General features: G+C 44.4%; 14 protein-coding genes. 4 read left to right on the forward strand and 10 right to left on the reverse strand.

Features of this window, described 5'->3' with window-relative positions:
• Positions 1-19: 19 nt before the first annotated feature.
• The 9 genes from tatC to amaB all read right to left on the reverse strand — a co-directional run bounded on the left by tatC (position 20) and on the right by amaB (position 9,687).
• Complete coding sequence (tatC, locus tag EAH55_RS03525; RefSeq protein WP_112574572.1) at positions 20-889, reverse strand: twin-arginine translocase subunit TatC; 870 nt, start codon at positions 887-889, stop codon at positions 20-22.
• 67 nt (positions 890-956) lie between these two features.
• Complete coding sequence (gene accC, locus EAH55_RS03530; protein WP_112574571.1) at positions 957-2,291, reverse strand: acetyl-CoA carboxylase biotin carboxylase subunit; 1,335 nt, start codon at positions 2,289-2,291, stop codon at positions 957-959.
• A 148-nt stretch (positions 2,292-2,439) separates the two neighbouring features.
• Positions 2,440-2,913: an acetyl-CoA carboxylase biotin carboxyl carrier protein gene (gene accB / locus EAH55_RS03535; RefSeq protein ID WP_112574570.1), complete on the reverse strand. Its 474-nt coding sequence runs from the start codon at positions 2,911-2,913 to the stop codon at positions 2,440-2,442.
• Between the two features lie 290 nt (positions 2,914-3,203).
• A complete protein-coding gene (locus EAH55_RS03540) occupies positions 3,204-4,193 on the reverse strand; it encodes a beta-ketoacyl-ACP synthase III (protein ID WP_112574569.1) in 990 nt (329 codons plus the stop codon).
• 10 nt (positions 4,194-4,203) lie between these two features.
• The gene (gene plsX, locus EAH55_RS03545) at positions 4,204-5,142 is read right to left on the reverse strand and encodes a phosphate acyltransferase PlsX (protein ID WP_112574568.1); all 939 of its coding nucleotides are present in this window, start codon (positions 5,140-5,142) and stop codon (positions 4,204-4,206) included.
• Positions 5,143-5,158: 16 nt separating this feature from the next.
• Complete coding sequence (gene rpmF, locus EAH55_RS03550; RefSeq protein ID WP_090534782.1) at positions 5,159-5,350, reverse strand: 50S ribosomal protein L32; 192 nt, start codon at positions 5,348-5,350, stop codon at positions 5,159-5,161.
• Between the two features lie 16 nt (positions 5,351-5,366).
• Entirely contained in the window at positions 5,367-5,891 is a 525-nt protein-coding gene (locus tag EAH55_RS03555) for a YceD family protein (protein ID WP_112574567.1), read from the reverse strand.
• A 160-nt stretch (positions 5,892-6,051) separates the two neighbouring features.
• Positions 6,052-7,701, reverse strand: a complete 1,650-nt coding sequence (locus EAH55_RS03560; protein WP_121808497.1) for a S8 family serine peptidase — start codon at positions 7,699-7,701, stop codon at positions 6,052-6,054.
• Between the two features lie 444 nt (positions 7,702-8,145).
• Positions 8,146-9,687, reverse strand: a complete 1,542-nt coding sequence (gene amaB / locus EAH55_RS03565; protein ID WP_121808498.1) for an L-piperidine-6-carboxylate dehydrogenase — start codon at positions 9,685-9,687, stop codon at positions 8,146-8,148.
• Between the two features lie 239 nt (positions 9,688-9,926).
• Between amaB and EAH55_RS03570 the strand changes: the two genes are divergently transcribed.
• From EAH55_RS03570 to EAH55_RS03585, 4 genes are all read left to right on the forward strand, one after another.
• Positions 9,927-11,330, forward strand: a complete 1,404-nt coding sequence (locus EAH55_RS03570) for a tetratricopeptide repeat protein (RefSeq protein WP_112574564.1) — start codon at positions 9,927-9,929, stop codon at positions 11,328-11,330.
• 281 nt (positions 11,331-11,611) lie between these two features.
• Entirely contained in the window at positions 11,612-12,373 is a 762-nt protein-coding gene (locus EAH55_RS03575) for a phosphosulfolactate synthase (RefSeq protein ID WP_112574563.1), read from the forward strand.
• A 509-nt stretch (positions 12,374-12,882) separates the two neighbouring features.
• Entirely contained in the window at positions 12,883-16,218 is a 3,336-nt protein-coding gene (locus EAH55_RS03580) for a vitamin B12-dependent ribonucleotide reductase (protein WP_121808499.1), read from the forward strand.
• A 285-nt stretch (positions 16,219-16,503) separates the two neighbouring features.
• Entirely contained in the window at positions 16,504-17,292 is a 789-nt protein-coding gene (locus tag EAH55_RS03585; RefSeq protein WP_121808500.1) for a DUF1835 domain-containing protein, read from the forward strand.
• A gap of 166 nt (positions 17,293-17,458) precedes the next feature.
• Here EAH55_RS03585 and EAH55_RS03590 read toward each other — a convergent pair whose 3' ends face one another.
• Positions 17,459-19,021 (reverse strand): glycoside hydrolase family 10 protein, encoded by a 1,563-nt coding sequence (locus EAH55_RS03590; protein ID WP_121808501.1) that lies wholly within the window; start codon positions 19,019-19,021, stop codon positions 17,459-17,461.
• Between the last annotated feature and the right edge of the window lie 145 nt (positions 19,022-19,166).

The following is a 19,166-nucleotide window of genomic DNA, read 5'->3' on the forward strand; positions in this document are numbered from 1 at the left end:
CGCGGGGTGTCAAATAGGATTAATTACCCTTATTGAATTCCAGCTCTTTTTTAATCTTTCTTTTTTCAACAAGGCCTGCTACAACTATACTCACCTCGTACAACACGAATAGCGGTATACTAACCACTGTCATGGTAAGCATATCTGGTGTAGGGGTAACCACCGCAGCAATGATCAGGATCACTACAATAGCGTAACGGCGGGTTTCTTTCATAAACTTAGGCGTCATAATGCCTAAGTTTGCCAGTATATAAACCAATATAGGCAATTGGAAAACCACGCCGGTAGCGAGCGTAAGCGTGGCTACCGATGAAATATAAGAGTCAATATCAAACAAGTTTTGAATAGCAGTACTAACCGTATAGCTCGACAGGAAGTTGATTGACATTGGGGTGATCACAAAATAACCGAATGTGATCCCTAAAAAGAAAAGAATACAGGCATAAAATACAAAGCCCGTGGCGGCTTTGCGCTCGGCCTCATGAAGGGCAGGCTTTATAAAACGCCATATTTCCCATATCAGGTACGGAACACCTAAGGTAATACCGATGATAAGCGAAGAGTTGATCTGCAGGGTAAATTGACCTGCCATTTCGGTATTGATGAGGTGTACATTTACATTATCAATACAGAAACCATCGCGGTGAAGCGCAGCACCAAGTTTGCAAAGCATGCGATAGGTCCAGAAGGTTGACTTGCTGGGACCCATAATAATGGTACTGAAAATCCAGTCGTAGTAGTAAAAAACAACAACGGTAAATACTACAATGGCTACTGAAGCTCTTACGAGGTGCCACCTTAAAGCCTCGAGGTGATCAAAGAACGACATTTCTGCCTCTAACGTTTTCCCTTTATCTTTTATGGCCTTGATGATCTTGCTGTCGCTCATTATAATATATACCGCTGTATAAACGCTATCTTGCTAAGTACGTAATATTTTATGAAGATAGTTTGAATTATATCTCAAATGTATCCATAAACTTGGTGGTAAAGTTACCGGCCCGGAAGTTAGGATCCTTCAATAATTTTAAATGGAATGGAATAGTGGTTTTAATTCCCTCAATCACAAATTCGCTCAAAGCGCGCTCCATGGTGCTTAAAGCTTCATCGCGGGTTTGGGCCACGCAAATAACTTTAGCTATCATTGAGTCGTAGTTTGGAGGGATAACATAACCTGAGTAAACGTGCGTATCGATACGTACACCGTGACCACCCGGAGAGTGGAAATTGGTTATTTTACCTGGTGACGGGCGGAAACCATTAAACGGATCTTCGGCATTGATACGGCACTCAATGGCATGCATTGTTGGCTCATAGTTTTTACCTGAGATAGGGATACCTGCAGCAACTTTAATTTGCTCTTTGATCAGGTCGAAGTTGATTACCTCTTCGGTAACCGGGTGTTCAACCTGGATACGGGTGTTCATTTCCATGAAGTAGAAATTACGGTCTTTATCAACCAAAAACTCTACTGTACCGGCACCTTCGTATTTTACAGCTTTGGCGCCTTTAATGGCAGCCTCACCCATTTTTTTACGAAGTTTTTCGGTCATGAAAGGCGATGGGGCCTCTTCAACCAGTTTCTGGTGACGGCGCTGGATAGAGCAATCACGTTCAGACAGGTGGCAAACTTTACCAAACTGGTCGCCTACAACCTGTATTTCGATGTGGCGCGGGTCCTGAACATATTTTTCAAGGTACAGACCATCGTTACCAAAGGCAGCACCAGATTCGGCACGGGCCGAGTCCCATGCGTTTTCAAACTCTTCGTCTTTCCAAACAATACGCATACCACGGCCACCACCACCGGCAGTAGCTTTCAGTATAACCGGGTAGCCAATTTTGTTGGCAATAGCAATACCCGATTTAACATCAGAAAGTAAACCATCAGAACCGGGAACAATAGGTACACCGGCTTTTTTCATGGTGTCTTTAGCCGAAGCTTTATCACCCATCTGGTTGATCTGCTCGGCAGTAGCACCAATAAATTTGATACCATACTCAGCGCAAATAGCCGAAAACTTAGCGTTTTCAGACAAGAAGCCGTAACCAGGGTGGATAGCATCCGCATTGGTTAACTCGGCAGCCGATATGATGTTAGGAATATTTAAATAGGAATCGCGGCTTGGCGGCGGACCGATACAAACAGCTTCATCAGCAAAACGAACATGCAGACTATCGCGGTCGGCAGTTGAATATACAGCAACCGTTTTAATACCCATTTCCTTACAGGTACGGATAACACGAAGGGCGATCTCGCCACGGTTAGCTATTAATATTTTTTTAAACATTGTTTTTCTTTAATATGCAAATTACAGATGTGCAAATATGCAGATGAAAAATATTAGCGGATTATTGATTGGCAAATATGTAAATTATTAATGTGCAAATGACTTAATCATCATTTGCACATCTGAAATCTGCACATTCGCACATCAATTAAACTGGTTCTACTAAAAACAGTGGTTGATCGTACTCAACAGGTGAAGCGTTATCAACAAGTACTTTCACTATACGGCCCGAAACTTCTGATTCAATTTCATTGAACAGTTTCATAGCTTCGATGATACATACTACAGTACCTGGTTTTATCTCGTCGCCAACGTTTACAAACAAAGGTTTATCCGGGCTTGATGAGCGGTAAAAAGTACCGATCATTGGCGATTTAACGGTAATGTATTTCGATGTATCCGGAGCGGCCGGTGCAGCAGGTTCAACTGGTGTTGGGGCCGGAGCAGATGGCAATACCGGAGTAACAGGTTGTGTAACAGCCGGAATAGTAGCATGAACCACCGTAGGTTGTACCTCGTTGGTTTTTATTGTGATTTTAAAATCTTTTTGCTCGATTGATACTTCGTTCACGCCCGATTTGGAAACAAAGCGAATAAGGTCCTGAATTTGTTTAATATCCATGTTGAAGGATTAATTGGTTTGGGACAAAGTTTATATCTAAGTTATACAATTAATGTGCAAATTCCCGTTGTGCAAATATGCAAATCCATGTACTGATGTGCAAATGCCCTTTGTTGCAAATTATACGTTAGTTAATTAATCAGAGGTTCAATTATATCACAATTGAACAGTTTTATATGTTTTTATAAGCAGATAACATGTGCCGTTTACAGATGTTTTATTTTTTTGATGCAGTTAACACCGATTTACCGGTGTTCCATCTGTTCCATATCTGGAACACTAACATCAAATTAATAAGCCCACTTTAAATACACAGAGCCCCAGGTAAAGCCACCGCCGAAAGCTGCTAAAATAAGGTTATCCCCTTTTTTAAACTTGCTTTCCCATTCCCATAAACAAAGAGGGATAGTGCCGTTGGTAGTATTACCGTAACGCTCAATATTAATGATCACCTTTTCGGGGCTGATACCTGTACGGTTTGCAGTAGCGTCGATAATGCGCTTGTTGGCCTGATGCGGTACCAACCAGGCAATATCATCGCCTGTAAGGTTGTTACGCTCCATAACCTCATGTGCAACATCAGCCATATTGGTTACCGCGAATTTAAACACCGCCTGCCCTTCCTGGTAAGCGTAGTGTTCGCCCGCGTCAACAGTAGCATGACTGGCTGGTTTTAATGAACCGCCTGCCTTAAGGTTAAGGTACTGGCCGCCGGCACCATCGCTTCTTAAAATAGAATCGATAAGGCCGTTGCCTTCCTCATTTGGCTCAAGCAGGGCAGCGCCGCAACCATCACCAAAAATGATGCAGGTAGCACGGTCTTTATAGTTTACAATGGCCGACATTTTATCGCCGCCAACAACCAATACTTTTTTGTGCTTGCCGCTTTCAATAAACTGCGCGCCCGAGGTTAAGCCATACAGGAAACCTGAGCAGGCTGCCTGTAAATCAAATCCCCATGCATTTTTTGCACCAATTTTATGGGCTAAAATGTTGGCCGTAGCCGGGAATATCATATCGGGGGTGGTAGTACAGAAGATGATAAGATCGATCTCATCGGCACCGATACCGCGTTTTTTAAGGAGCTCGGTAACGGCAGGGACCGCCATATCAGATGTAGCAAGGCCTTCGCCTTTTAATATGCGTCGCTCTTTGATACCGGTACGGCTGGTTATCCACTCGTCATTTGTATCAACCATTGTTTCCAGTTCCTGGTTGGTTAATACATAGTCGGGAACGTAACCATGTACAGCGGTAATAGCGGCATGAACTTTACTCATCTTTATAAAATTACTGGAATGCTTGTTTTATTTTATCAACGAGGTTACTCTCTACCATATTCCTTGATAAAAGGACCATGTTTTTTATAGCCTCCGGACTCGAGATGCCGTGACCAACAACAACGGGGGCATTTACACCCAGTATTGGGCTACCGCCGTATTGTTCATAATTAAACCTGTCAAAAAACTCGTCCTTCAGCTGTTTCTTCCTCGTTATAACGTAAAACGATTCGGCAAGCTTTAATATTACATTGCCGGTAAAACCATCGCATACATACACGTCGGTACCTTCGCTAAAAAGATCGCGTCCTTCAACATTGCCAACAAAGTTAAACAACTTTGTTTCTTTCATTAATGGGTAGGTAGCCTGGCAAAGTAAATTGCCTTTTTCCTCTTCTTCGCCAATGTTTATGAGCGCAACCCGTGGGTTAGGTATATCATAAACGGTTTGGGCAAACAAGCTGCCAAGTACCCCGAACTGAACAAGCACATCGGGTTTGCAATCGGCATTGGCACCTACATCCAACAAAATACCCAAACCTCCTTTAAGTTTGGGTACAATAGTAGTCATAGCCGGGCGTACAACACCCGGAATGGTTTTTACACTGAACATGGCGCCAACAAGCATAGCGCCGGTGTTACCAGCAGACGAGAAGGCCTGAATTTCGCCGGCTTTAAGCAGTTGAAAACCAACTGATATGCTGGAGTCAGGCTTCTGGACAATAGCTTTGGTAGGATGCTCGCCCATGCCAATAACTTCGGTTGTATGTACAAACTCGAAGTGATCGGGGCTCACACCATTTTCCTGAAGAATACTTACTGTAACTTCCTTATCGCCAATAAGAACCAGTTTCTGGTCGGCGGATAAAGTTTTATAAGCTTCGATAGCTCCTAAAACAGCTGCTTTGGGAGCGTAATCACCGCCCATAATGTCTAAGCCAATCTTCATTTGCAGAAAATTAAACTTATGCTACTGCTGCTTTCTCAATAAGAACTTTACCGTTGTAGTAAACATTACCATCAACAGTGTATGCTCTGTGTGGCAAGTGCACAGCGCCTGTAGTTTGGCAGGTAGTTAAAGTTGGAGCTTCCGCTTTGTAATGAGTTCTGCGTTTATCTCTCCTTGATTTCGAAAATTTCCGCTTTGGATGTGGCATAATATCCTAATATTAATTATTTATTCATGTTCCTGAGCGCATCCCACCGTGGGTCTGTTTGCTCACTTTGTTCATCATTTGCCGAAAGCTTATTCAGCTTGTCAAGCATTTCCTTATCACAATAAGGGGTTTCGCCCTCGTTGTCGCAAACCGAAATAAACGGTACTGCAACGTTTATGTATTCATAAATCAACCCGGCTATATCAATCTCATGATCGTTTTTACCAAGGGTGATGATCTCTTCGTCTTCATCAATCTCCTCATCACTGAACTTAGCTATCTGTTGTTCAGTAATATCAACCTGTTGAGGCAATTGCGATAAACACCTGTCGCAGGTGGTATCAATTGTGCCGTCAATCTTAAAGTTCAGGATCAGCATAGTTTCCTGCTTATCCAGTTCAACCTCACAGTGCAGGGTTGCCTTTTTTACTAACGAGTACTCAAACTCATCAAAAAAGTCATCCTGTATGTCATACTCAAACTGGTGTTTCCCCAGTTTAAGCCCCGTAAAGGGAATCGAATATTTCTTAAGCGATTTCAATGAGCAACAATTAGCCCGCAAATGTAGGGAAAAATACCATAACTGGAAAGTGTTTTTTTATTTTGACTTTTAACCAGTTTGAAAGGCACGCAGTTAAGGGTAAAATGTTGATAATTAAGAAGATTATGCCATCGCATTATTCTTCTTAATTATTATAAAATTAATTAACCAGAACCTCGGGTTTCATTTTAGACGCAAGTTGTAACGCTTTGTAAGCGTTTACAATACCGCCGGTTTTTGAAAGTGTTGTAAAATCAACCTTTTCGGTTTTGCTGCCGGGCTTCAAAACCATGGTGCCGGTAAGTGGTGTAGCCGAGCCTAAAATGGCTTCTTTCACCTGTTTAGCACTAAGGTTTGGATAATATTCTAATATCAAAGCGGCTATGCCGGCTGTTATTGGCGATGAAAAGCTGGTGCCATCTTCAGTATCAACTTCAGCATCGGTAGTAATAGATGTTACCTTTACCCCCGGGGCAAAAACGTCGACACTCTTTTTGCCGTAGTTAGAGAAATCACCTGCAAGGTTTTGTCCTAATTTAGCGCCCGAAGCCCCCACGCTGATTACATTATCAGCGTCTGTTGACGATCCGTCTAAAAAGGTATCATTCGGAAACTCAGGCTGTGTGTCCATATCCTGGTTGTCGTTACCTGCAGCCATTACCAATAGTACATTCTTTGATGCGGCATATTTAAAGGCTGCATCAACCCATTCTTTATGAGGCGAGATCTTTTTGCCAAAGCTCATGTTAACCACCCTGGCGCCATTGTCAACCGCGTAGCGGATAGCATTGGCTACATCTTTATCGTATTCATCGCCGTTAGGTACGGCTTTAATGATCATCAGTTTTACATTGTCGGCTACGCCGTTAATGCCGTAGTTATTATTACGTACAGCGCCAATCAGTCCGGCTACGCCTGTGCCGTGCGCTGCATCAGCAAATTTTACCAGGTTATTGCCATATGGCTTGCCGTCCATAACATCTGGGTCATCGCCCACAATGCGTTTGCGCGAAGTAAGGTCGGGCGAAATATCATTGTTAAGCTTGGCCAGGTACTCGCTCAGGTCTTTAATGATCTTGGCATTGGTTGAGTTGGCCCCCTCCTGCGCAAATACCGACTCCCAAACATATTTGCTTTGGCTCAAGGTATCATTGCTGGCTTTCACGCGTACCAGGTCGGCCTGCGTAAAGGTGCCATTGGCAGGCAAATTAAGACCGCGTTTAATGTATCCGCTGGTAACCATCAGCGCGTTCATTACCGGCGAAAGTTGGCCGATTTCGGTGTTAGCTTTGTTCACAGTCGAGTCATATACTGTTTTAACACGCAGCCAGTAGGCATATTCCTTTTTATCCGTGGCTGTCGAGTCGGTAACAGAGGCGTACTTGCCTTTCAGCTTGTTGTATTCGCGTACTTCTTCGGTGGTTTGGGTAAAATCGGCTTTGCCGCCCGGGCCACCTAAAAAATTCCAGCCATGTATATCATCAATGTAACCGTTATGGTCGTCGTCAATACCGTTCCCTGGAATTTCTTTTTTGTTTACCCATAACACTGTTTTCAGGTCTGTTTGCAGGGTATCAGCACCGCTGTCGATAGTTGCGACAACCACGGGCTTACTTTTTTTGCCTTGTAAAAACAAATAAGCCTGCTTTAAGCTGATGCCGTAAAAGCCGGTCTCCTTTAAATCAAGCAGGTGCCATGCTTTTGGCGGGGCTGGATCGGCGGCGGGTGCCTGTTGTGCCGATGCCGGTAGATTAATTAATAATGCTGCTGATAAGGTGGTTGCGCTTACGTACTTACAAAATTTGAACATGAACAGTGTTTATATGGTATATAGAATTCTTTAGAAGCATTAAAAAAGCGTCATTGCGAGGTACGAAGCAATCCCCAATTGGCGGATCGGCTATGCACAGTGCAAAATCACTTTGTTCTTGCAGGAATGCTGTTTAAACTATTGAGTTAAATCCTTTTTTAACGGCTTCTATCAGATATAAGTTTAATTTATTCTTTTAATTTTTATTTATTTTCTCCCATCGGTAAATCTTGACCCTTTATTTCCGGGCGTTTCCTCCGGCCGGGCTATCCGCTCATACGCCTGCAGGCATTACGCTCATGGCCGGTATCCGCTGCTATCCCTAACGCAAAAACAAAAAATCATGTCATTGCGAGGAGGAACGACGAAGCAATCGCACGTAAGCATGGCCGCTTTGTATAGTATGCGATTGCCACGCTTCGCTCGCAATGACAAAGAGCTGATTTACAAATCAAACTTTATCCCCTGGGCTAAAGGCAACGTTTTTGAGTAGTTTATAGTATTGGTTTGTCTCCTCATATAAACTTTCCATGCGTCTGACCCTGATTCACGGCCGCCGCCGGTTTCTTTTTCACCACCGAAAGCACCGCCAATCTCGGCGCCGGACGTGCCAATGTTAACATTGGCAATGCCACAGTCAGAACCAGCGTATGACAAAAATTGTTCTGCCTCACGCAAATTATTGGTCATAATGGCCGATGATAATCCCTGCGGAACACCGTTCTGCAGTTCAATGGCTTCCTCAATGGTACTGTATTTTATCAGGTAAAGGATAGGTGCAAAGGTTTCATGCTGCACTATCTCAAAATGATTTTCAACTTCGGCAATACAAGGCTTTACATAGCAGCCCGACTCATAACCTGCGCCTTCAAGCCTGCCGCCGTCAACTACAAAATTGCCACCTTCAGTCTTGCATTTTTCAATCGAGTTAAGGTATAGGGCAACGGCATCAGTGTCAATCAGCGGGCCCATATGGTTATGCTCATTTAATGGGTTACCAATCCTGATCTGCTTGTATGCGCTAATCAGTTTTTGTTTAAAAGCCTCGTAAACACTTTCGTGAATAATGAGCCTGCGGGTGCTGGTGCACCGCTGACCGGCAGTACCCACCGCTCCAAACACCGCCCCGATAAGTGACATATCCAGGTCGGCATTTTCGCTGATGATAATGGCGTTATTACCGCCAAGCTCCAGCAGGCTTTTGCCAAGCCTTGCGCCAACGGCGGCACTTACAGCTTTACCCATACGGGTTGAACCTGTAGCGGAAACCAGCGGAACGCGGGTATCAGCAGCCATAAGTTCGCCAATGTTGCGGTCGCCAATAACCAGGCATGAAACGCCCTCTTCAATGTTATTCTTTTTAAAAACTTCCTGTGCAATATGCTGGCAGGCAATAGCCGTCAAGGGTGTTTTTTCGGATGGTTTCCAGATGCACACGTCGCCGCAAACCCAGGCCAGCAATGAATTCCAGCTCCAAACTGCCACCGGGAAGTTAAAAGCCGAAATGATACCAACAATGCCCAGCGGATGGTATTGCTCATACATGCGGTGATCCGGACGTTCGCTGTGCATGGTTAAACCATATAGCTGGCGGCTCAGGCCAACGGCAAAATCGGCAATATCTATCATTTCCTGTACTTCGCCAAGACCTTCCTGCAGGCTTTTGCCCATTTCGTAAGATACCAGGGTACCCAAATCCTGCTTGGCGGCACGCAGCGCCTCGCCAATTTGGCGTACAATCTCGCCGCGTTTAGGGCCCGGGGTTTTACGCCAGGTTTTGAACGCCTTGGCAGCTTGATCAACAGCTTGATTGTAATCTGCTTCGGTTGCCATACGTACCGAAGCTATCTTTTTACCATCAACAGGCGATGTTATATCTTTTACAGCAGCACCGGCGCTACTGCCCCAGTTGCCGCCTGTACTAAAGGCTTCATTAATATCGTTTATATGTAAACGTTTTAGGATATCTGAAATATTAGGCTCCATAATTGTTACTTTTGTCAAAGGTAGAAATCTTTAGGGCAAATTTTCCAGAATCACTCGTCCGTTGCCTGTTGTATCCATTGCTATTAATTATCAATGCTTTGTATTTAACAGTTGTTAACAATGTTTGAATGTTGAAAACTAAATTGCAATTTGGAAGTTAGTTGTTGTAATTTGACACTTAATAAGTCTTTACAAGGCAATTTGTCAACCTAAAGCGGATGTTCTGCAAACAAAATTGAATGGAAGAAGAATTTGAATTTGGTTTTACCGAAGACCCAAAATTCTCGGTAGAACGGTACGAGGAAATGATCAGAAATCAGGACTTGTACTTTTTTGATGCCCAGGCGTTTGAGAACATTATCGACTACTACATCGAAAAGAATGATCCGGCCAGGGCATTACAGGTAGCAGAGTACGCGCGAAATCAGCACCCTTTTGCGGCAATTTTCCTGATTAAACAGGCTCAACTGCTTGTGGTAAGCAACAAAGTACCGGAGGCTTTTGCCGCGCTGGATAAAGCTGCTATGCTTGAAGCGTCGGACGCGGATATTTATATTATCCGTGGTAACCTGTACGAAAGCCTGGAGCGCTATGCCGAGGCACTGGAAAACTACGAAAAAGCCCTTGACCTTGCCGAAGAAACCGACGAGATACTGCTGCACATTGCCTACGTTTACCAAAATATGGGCGATTATGATACTGCCATTACTTACCTTAAGCTTTGTCTTAAGCAAAACATGGAAAACCAGGATGCCCTTTACGAACTGGCTTTTTGCTACGACGTAATGGACAACCAGCAGGAAAGCGTGCAGTTTTATCAGCAATATATAGATAACGAACCATATAGCTACGCGGCCTGGTATAACTTAGGCAACGCCTATACCAAGCTAAGCCTGTTTGAAAAAGCTATCGATGCTTACGATTATGCCATATTAATTAAGGACAGTTTTGCATCGGCCTATTTCAACAAAGGTAACGCGCTGGTTAACCTCGAAAAATATGCCGAAGCGATAGAGGTTTACCGTCACACCTTTGAGTATGAGCAGCCCAATGCCGATACTTATTGCGCTATTGGCGAATGCTACGAAAAGCTGGAGCAAATGGATGATGCCCGTGCTTTCTACAAAAAATCGGTTAAGATGGATCCGAAACTGGCCGATGCCTGGTTTGGGATTGGTGTTACCCTTGATTTTGAAGAGCGCTATTTTGAGGCCCTGCACTTTTACAAAAAAGCGCTCGACCTGGATATTGCCAATGCCGATTACTGGTTTGCCATAGCTGATGCCGAATACAAGCTTGGCCATTTAGATGAAGCGGAAAAGGCTTATGAGAAAGTGGTAGAATTAAACCCACTGGACATTGACGCCTGGCTGGACTATTCATCAATACTTTATGAGCAGCAAAAGCTTAATGAAGCTATAGAGATCATAGCCCAGGCCATTAAAAACAACCCCGAAGCTGCCGAGCTTTACTACCGTATGGTGGCCTACCTGTTTGCTAAAGGCGAGTACAACGAAGCCCTTAACAACCTTGAGTATGCCTTAGCTGCCGACCCGGAAAAGCACTATATCCTGTTTGATTACCTGCCACAATTGCAAAAGAATAAAGTAATTGTGGATATCATTAACAGGTATACGAAGTAGGGAGTGAATGGTTGATTGAGTTGATTAGGTGAATGGTTCTGCCTTTTAAATAAACTAAAACACGAAAGACGCACATTGTGCGTCTTTCGTGTTTTAGGAATATCAACTACCGCTATACCGCCAGAAAAGTCAAATTACAATCAACCACTCACCATAACCAACAACATGAATTTACCATGAGCTTTAAGATCATTTAACATTTGAAATTTGCACATCTGCATATTTGTTGCGACCTTTGCCTCGTTAGAACTTTTAGTTATAGGCTATAACAAATACTCACAATGAACTACACTATCAATCATCTTCCCGAACGTACAGCTAAACCACGTGATAAAGGCATTACCATGGTTATGGACAAGGGGCTTAGTTTACGCCAGGTTGAAGATTTTATTGAAGTTGGTGGCGCCTACACTGATATTGTAAAACTGGGATGGGCTACATCATATGTTACCCCTAACCTTGAACAAAAGCTGAAACTTTACCGCGAGGCCGGGATCCCGGTTTATTTTGGTGGTACCTTGTTTGAAGCTTTTATTGTGCGTAACCAGTTTGATGATTACCGCCGTTTATTAGATAAATACCAGTTGGAACATTGCGAAGTATCTGACGGATCGATTACCATTGAGCATGATGTAAAATGTAAATACATCAGCGAGCTGGCCAAACAGGTTACTGTAATATCTGAAGTAGGCTCAAAAGATGTTCAAAAGATCTTTGCGCCGTATAAATGGATTAAACTGATGAGTGCCGAAATTGAGGCTGGTTCATGGAAGGTTATTGCCGAAGCCCGCGAAAGCGGCAATGTAGGGATCTACCGTGATTCGGGCGAAGTACGCCAGGGTTTAGTTGATGAGATCCTGACCCAGATTCCGGAAGAAACCATCATTTGGGAAGCCCCTCAAAAAGCACAGCAGGTTTGGTTTATTAAACTGATTGGCGCCAACGTGAGCCTGGGTAACATAGCCCCTACGGATATCATTCCGTTAGAAACCTTAAGGCTGGGTATCCGCAGCGATACTTTCGACCATTTTTTAGAGATGTAATTGTTGACTGATCTTAATATAACAATTAACCACAGCCTCCGGAGTAATCCGGAGGCTTTTTGCTGTATAACGATGCTCTCCTTTTGCTGGCGCAAGCATGTGGGGCAGGGAATAAGGGCAAAGGCTGCTTGTGCCTTTTATGCCGTCGAAGGCACAAGTAGCCGTCGCTCAGGCCAGCCCTACATACTTGCGCCAGCTACAAGCCAGTAAACTTTTTCGCACAACAACGATGAAGCTTATGTTCCCCTAAATCGCTGTCGCTGAACATGATTAAAAACGCCTCGTTTTCTCCAACAAAAACACCCTCAATTCTTAGTTATTAACACCGTAAATAACTGAAAAACAGCCCCTGCAAATTAGCCAAAGTTCATACGCCTTATTTATATCTACTCTGTGGAAAACTCTGGCTATTATGCTATTCAGCATACTGATAGATTTGAGTTAAAACCCCTGAACCTTTTTTAGTGTTGCATCTACTCAGTTAATTTTATCATAATTCAGGAAAAGCTATGGCTAAAAACATTACCAGGAACACACCCCCGGCAAGCGGAGGAAAGGGACTCAAAGCAGAACGCTATTTCAGCAAAGAAGGCATTAACGTTTATGACCTGTTTAAGTATGAAAAGCGATCGTCGGTTATCCGCAATCCTTCCGGCGACGCGGTGTTTGAAATGAACGATGTTGAGGTGCCTGCAAGCTGGTCGCAGGTGGCTACTGATATCCTGGCTCAAAAATATTTCCGCAAGGCCGGCGTGCCGCAACCTGATGGTACAACCGGATCCGAAAAAAGCATTAAGCAGGTTGCCCACCGCATGGCCAATTGCTGGAAGGACTGGGGCATGCGTTACGGTTATTTTGCCACACCTAAAGACGCTGAAATATTTTATGACGAAATAGTTTATACCATTGTTGGGCAATTGGCCGCTCCAAACTCGCCGCAATGGTTCAATACCGGTTTACATACCTCATACGGCATTACAGGCAAGCCCCAGGGGCATTATTTTGTGGATCCGGTAACAGAGCAACTCAGCAAATCAACCTCGGCCTACGAGCGCCCGCAGCCGCATGCCTGCTTCATTCTTTCTGTTGATGACGACCTGGTGAATGAAGGCGGCATTATGGATCTATGGGTTCGTGAAGCGCGCATTTTTAAATACGGTTCGGGCGTAGGTACCAACTTTTCCAAAATACGTGGCGATAACGAAAAACTATCCGGCGGAGGTTATTCATCCGGACTGATGTCGTTCCTGAAAATTGGCGACAGGGCAGCAGGGGCTATCAAATCAGGCGGTACAACCCGGCGCGCAGCCAAAATGGTTTGCCTTGATCTTGATCACCCCGAAATTGAGAGCTTCGTGAACTGGAAAGTGGAAGAAGAAAAGAAAGTAGCGGCGCTGATTGCGGCTGGCTATTCTTCCGACTATGAGGGCGAGGCTTATCGTACGGTATCCGGTCAGAACTCCAATAACTCGGTACGGATCCCTAATAATTTTTTCAACGCGCTTAAAACCGGTTCAAGCTGGAATTTAACCAGCAGGATGAGTGGCAAAACCGTTAAATCTATATCTGCTCAAAAGTTATGGGATGATATTTCATTTGCGGCCTGGGCCTGTGCCGATCCGGGTGTGCAGTTTGACAGTACCATCAACGAGTGGCATACTTGTCCCGAAGGTGGCCGGATCAACGCTTCCAACCCGTGTTCGGAATATATGTTTTTGGATAATACGGCCTGCAACCTGGCATCCATCAACCTTGCCCATTTCTTTGATGCGCAAACCCGTGTGTTTGATGTAAAAGGTTTTGAACATGCCTGTCGCATGTGGACAATCGTACTGGAAATATCTGTGCTGATGGCGCAGTTTCCATCTAAAGAGGTAGCGCAACTATCCTATGATTACCGTACGCTTGGTTTGGGTTATGCCAATCTTGGTTCGGCACTGATGGTTAGCGGCATTGCTTATGACAGTGACGAAGCCCGAGCTATTGGTGGGGCAATTACCGCCATCATGACCGGTACAGCCTATGCTACCTCGGCCGAGATGGCCCGTGAGTTGGGTACTTTCAGTCGATATAACGATAACAAGGCCCATATGATGCGTGTAATGCGGAATCATCGTTACGCTGCTTATAACTCAACCGAAAATTATGAAAGCCTTGAAATCGCTCCTCCGGGTATTGATCAAAAGATCTGCCCTGACTACCTGCTTTCGGCAGCCTGCAATGCCTGGGATAAAGCGGTTGAAATGGGTGAAAAATATGGTTACCGCAACGCGCAGACTACCGTTATAGCCCCAACCGGAACTATCGGTTTGGTGATGGATTGCGATACCACCGGCATTGAGCCCGATTTTGCATTAGTTAAATTTAAGAAACTATCCGGCGGAGGTTATTTCAAGATCATTAACCAGGCCGTACCCGAAGCCCTGCGTAATTTAGGTTACCAGGAGCATGAGGTTACTGCCATTGTAAATTATGCCAAGGGTGCTGCTACATTAAAAGGCGCGCCGCACATCAACATTGATACCCTTAAAGCCAAAGGTTTTACAGACAATGAACTGGAAAAACTGGATAAGGCAATGGTATCGGCATTTGAAATCGGTTTTGCGTTCAACATCTGGACGCTGGGGGAGGAATGCCTGAAACGCCTTGGCATCGCTGCCGAGCTATATAACGCTGCTGACTTCAATTTATTAAAAGCCATCGGCTTCAATAAAAAACAGATTGCCGAGGCCAATGAGTACATCTGCGGTACCATGACCATTGAGGGGGCTCCATACCTGAAGCTGCAGCATTACCCGATTTTTGATTGCGCCAACAAATGCGGCACCAAAGGCGAGCGTTATATCCACGCTCATGGTCATATTAAAATGATGGCGGCAGCTCAGCCATTCCTTTCAGGGGCTATCTCTAAAACCATCAACCTGCCAAACGAGGCCAAGGTTGAAGAGATCAAGGATTGCTATGAGCTTTCATGGCAGCTGGGTTTAAAGGCCAACGCACTTTACCGCGATGGCTGTAAATTGTCGCAACCGCTCTCAACCAAATCGGATGTTAAGGAGGAAGCTGATGATAAGCTGGATACCGTTGAAGAAGTATTAGGCGAAGCGGCCAACGTAAAACTTGCCGACCTAACCCCGGAACAGGTTATTGAAGCGGCCATGGCCATTATGGAAAAATCAAAGGATACGGCTTTCATGCGTCAGCTATCGCGTGTGGTGGAGAAAAAGAACCTGCCTTATAAACGTCGTGGCTTTACACAAAAGGCCAACATTGGCGGTCAGAATGTATTTGTACGAACCGGCGAATACGAGGATGGTACCCTGGGCGAGATTTTTGTGGATATGCACAAAGAGGGTGCTACTTTCCGTTCGCTCATGAACTGCTTTGCTATTGCTGTTTCGGTTGGCTTACAGTATGGCGTGCCGCTTGAAGAGTATGTGGAGAAATTTACCTTTACCCGTTTTGAGCCTGCGGGCATGGTTATCGGCCATCCTAACATTAAAAGCGCAACTTCTATTATCGATTACATTTTCCGGATGCTGGGTTATGAGTATCAGAACCGTACCGACCTTGTACATGTAATAACTGAGGGAACTATACTCGGCAATCCGCAAATGGACGATGATGCTTTTAACGCGGACGAAAGTAATGTATATCAGCCAACTACCAACAATCAGGTATCCTTGGATAATTCTGTCAATCCTCAAAGAAAAGGTTTATCTTTCGACGTTAGTATGGGCGTACAAAGCGATGCGCCAAGCTGTAACGTTTGCGGGCATACCACAGTACGTTCCGGCACCTGCTACAAGTGCTTAAACTGCGGCAACTCTATGGGCTGCTCTTAATAAACAAGGATTTTTTCAATCAGTTATAAATAGTTAATTATGTTTAACCCCGCCTGCCCAGGCGGGGTTTTTTGTTTGCTAAGACAATGGATTTGTAATAACTGTTATCGCAAATTAAGCAAATGCACTCTCCGTTGATTCTGTCTACGGACGAATATGCCTGTAGTTTGCAACTACAGGGTTTTGCAAACCTCAAACAGCAATTCTTATAATCAATTGTCATCACAAATCAAAAAACTTACCCTTTAGGAAACCGGGGTATTAATTATTTTTAACTTAGCTTTTATGAACACTATCCTACACATATTAAATGGCGATGCCGCGTTAGATGGCTTTGATCAAACCGGGCTCGATGGCGATGTTATGGTTTGGCGCGAGGTGTTTTCTGAAGGCCCGCTGCAGGAGGATATCCTGTCGGCGAGTTTCTGGAATGCCCGCCGCGACTGGATCGGCAAAACCTTTGATGATCCCGAGGATGATTATCAACATAAGGTGTTGGATGAGCTTGGTAAACTAAGCAGTGAGTATAAAGAGATCAATTTATGGTTTGAATTTGATTTGCACTGCCAGGTGAACCTTTTGGGCGTATTAGAAATGCTCTCGCTCAAAACCGATATGTCGGCTCCGGCTATTTATCTCATCTGTTTAGCAGATTGTGTTCAGTTTGAAAATAAGAAGGGCCTTGGTGAACTAACCGGTGAGCAGTTTGAGGAACTGTACGATGCCCGCGAACGCCTGAACGAATGGGAGCTCGGCCTTGCCTTTGATGCCTGGAGGTTATACGTTAATAACGATCTGCCAGGATTAGAAAAATGGCTCAATGAAAATACCTTTTGGGGCGGTGTCCCATTGCTTAAGCCCGCGTTGAAAGCCCACCTGAAACGTATGCAAACCAATGCGGATGGCTTGACTTATATCGAACAAAGACTCCTGGATATTTACAATAGCGGCGCCAAAACCAAAATCGAAATTTACCACGCCTTTTGGAAAGCTGAAAGCATATTTGGTATGGGCGATTCGGAGATTGATATATACCTGAATAAATTGAAAGAAAAGGGTTTGATAGAGCTTTAAATGAATTTCAAATTCCCTCCCTTGGGAGGAGGGCGGCTGATTGTGTAATGGCAGGGAGGGGTTTATACGCCATTTAGCAAATAAGCTGTCGATGAAACCCCTCCCTACACCCTCCCAGGGGAGGGAATCGCACAAGTCTCGCCCTACAATGAAAAAGAACTTTGCTCTACGGCACCGTAACCGCAATAGTCGGAGATCTCTCACTCTCGTTCTTCATCCTATCCAATGCCGTGACCACATAAAAATAGGTTTTACCCTTAATAACGGTATTGTCATCATAACCCAGAGTTGGGTCATATTTGATCTTCAGGATATTTTTAGGATTGTCGATATCTATCTTTTCACCATCGTTAAAACGGTAGATCACGTAGCCGTAAACAGGTTCTTCATCTTTAGCTAAAGTTGGCGTAAGCCACCTTACAGCCACACTTTTACCTACTGCTTTTGCCGTAACCTGTTGCGGGGCATTGGGCGGTATCGAATCGCGCCAAAGCATTACAGGTGGCAGGGCTGGATATTGGTAATAATTATCACGTAACGAATCAGTAAAGCCAAGCGGGTTGCTGGTAAGCGAATTAGAGCTGAAATAAACACTGCCCTGCACCCTCGGGTTATCACGAATAAGCCCTATTTGTTGCGGTAACTGCGACGGGTTTCTGAAGGCCTGCACCTTGCGTTCGTTAATGCGGTAAGCTGCCTGACCTACGTACAGGTGCCTGCCATAGGTATTATCACTCCACCAGCTTAACAGTTTCTGAAAATCGGCAGCGCGGTTACCTATTTGCCAGTAAAGTTGTGGATTGATATAATCTATCCAGCCCTCTTTTACCCATTTGCGGGTATCGGCATAGTTTTCATAGTAAGATGAGCCGCCATTGGTTTCCGAACCTTCTTCGTTTTGTGCCTTATTAGCCCAGATCCCAAACGGACTAATACCGAATTTGATATTAGGGTCATGCGCGTGAACGCTATCGGCAATCATATGTATCAGCAAATCCACGTTGTGACGGCGCCAGTCTTTAATATTATCATAGCCTTCGCCATATTGTTTAAACGTTGCGTTGTCGTTTATTTTTTGCCCGGCAATAGGATATGGATAAAAATAATCGTCCATGTGTACGCCATCTATATCATAATTATCCACAACATCCAGTATCACCTGCACAATATAGTCGCGCACCTCGGGTAAGCCGGGGTTAAAGGTTTTTATTCCACCATAAGTAAAAAACCACTCGGGTTTGATTTTAGTAATATGCTGCGGACTTAGCGCTGCAAAGTTGCCATCAAAGGTTGCCCTGTATGGGTTAAACCAGGCATGCAGCTCCATACCGCGTTTATGCGCTTCGGTAATAGCAAACTCAAGCGGATCGTAGTTTGGGCTTGGCGCCTGACCTTGTTTGCCTGTTAAGTACTTTGACCATGGCTCGCGGCTTTTGGCGTAAAAGGCATCGGCAGCGGGTCTTACCTGTAGCATCACCGCGTTTATTCCAGTTTCCTGGTGCGAGTTTAATATGTCAATGAGTTCCTGTTTCTGCTTTTCTGACGGCGATTTGGAATTGGTTGGCCAGTCGATATTAACAACGGTAGCTATCCATACCCCCCTGAATTCGCGCTTGGGTTGCATTTTTACGTCAACCGGGGCCGGTACAAGTTCTGCCGGCTGCGCATTAACTGATAAACAGGTAAACAGGGGTATAATAAGGAGTATGAACCGTTGGTATATATGCATTAAATAATATTAAGTTAGCAAGCTGCAAAGATATAAACTCATAACGTAGCAGGTTTATTATGAAGTATAAAAATTGAAGCCTTATTGTGTTTTAAACATTTTGTATTTATTTTAGCCCCACGCCTAACACAATTGATGTAATAAT

The organism is Mucilaginibacter kameinonensis, from assembly GCF_003675385.1.
Lineage (GTDB): Bacteria > Bacteroidota > Bacteroidia > Sphingobacteriales > Sphingobacteriaceae > Mucilaginibacter > Mucilaginibacter kameinonensis.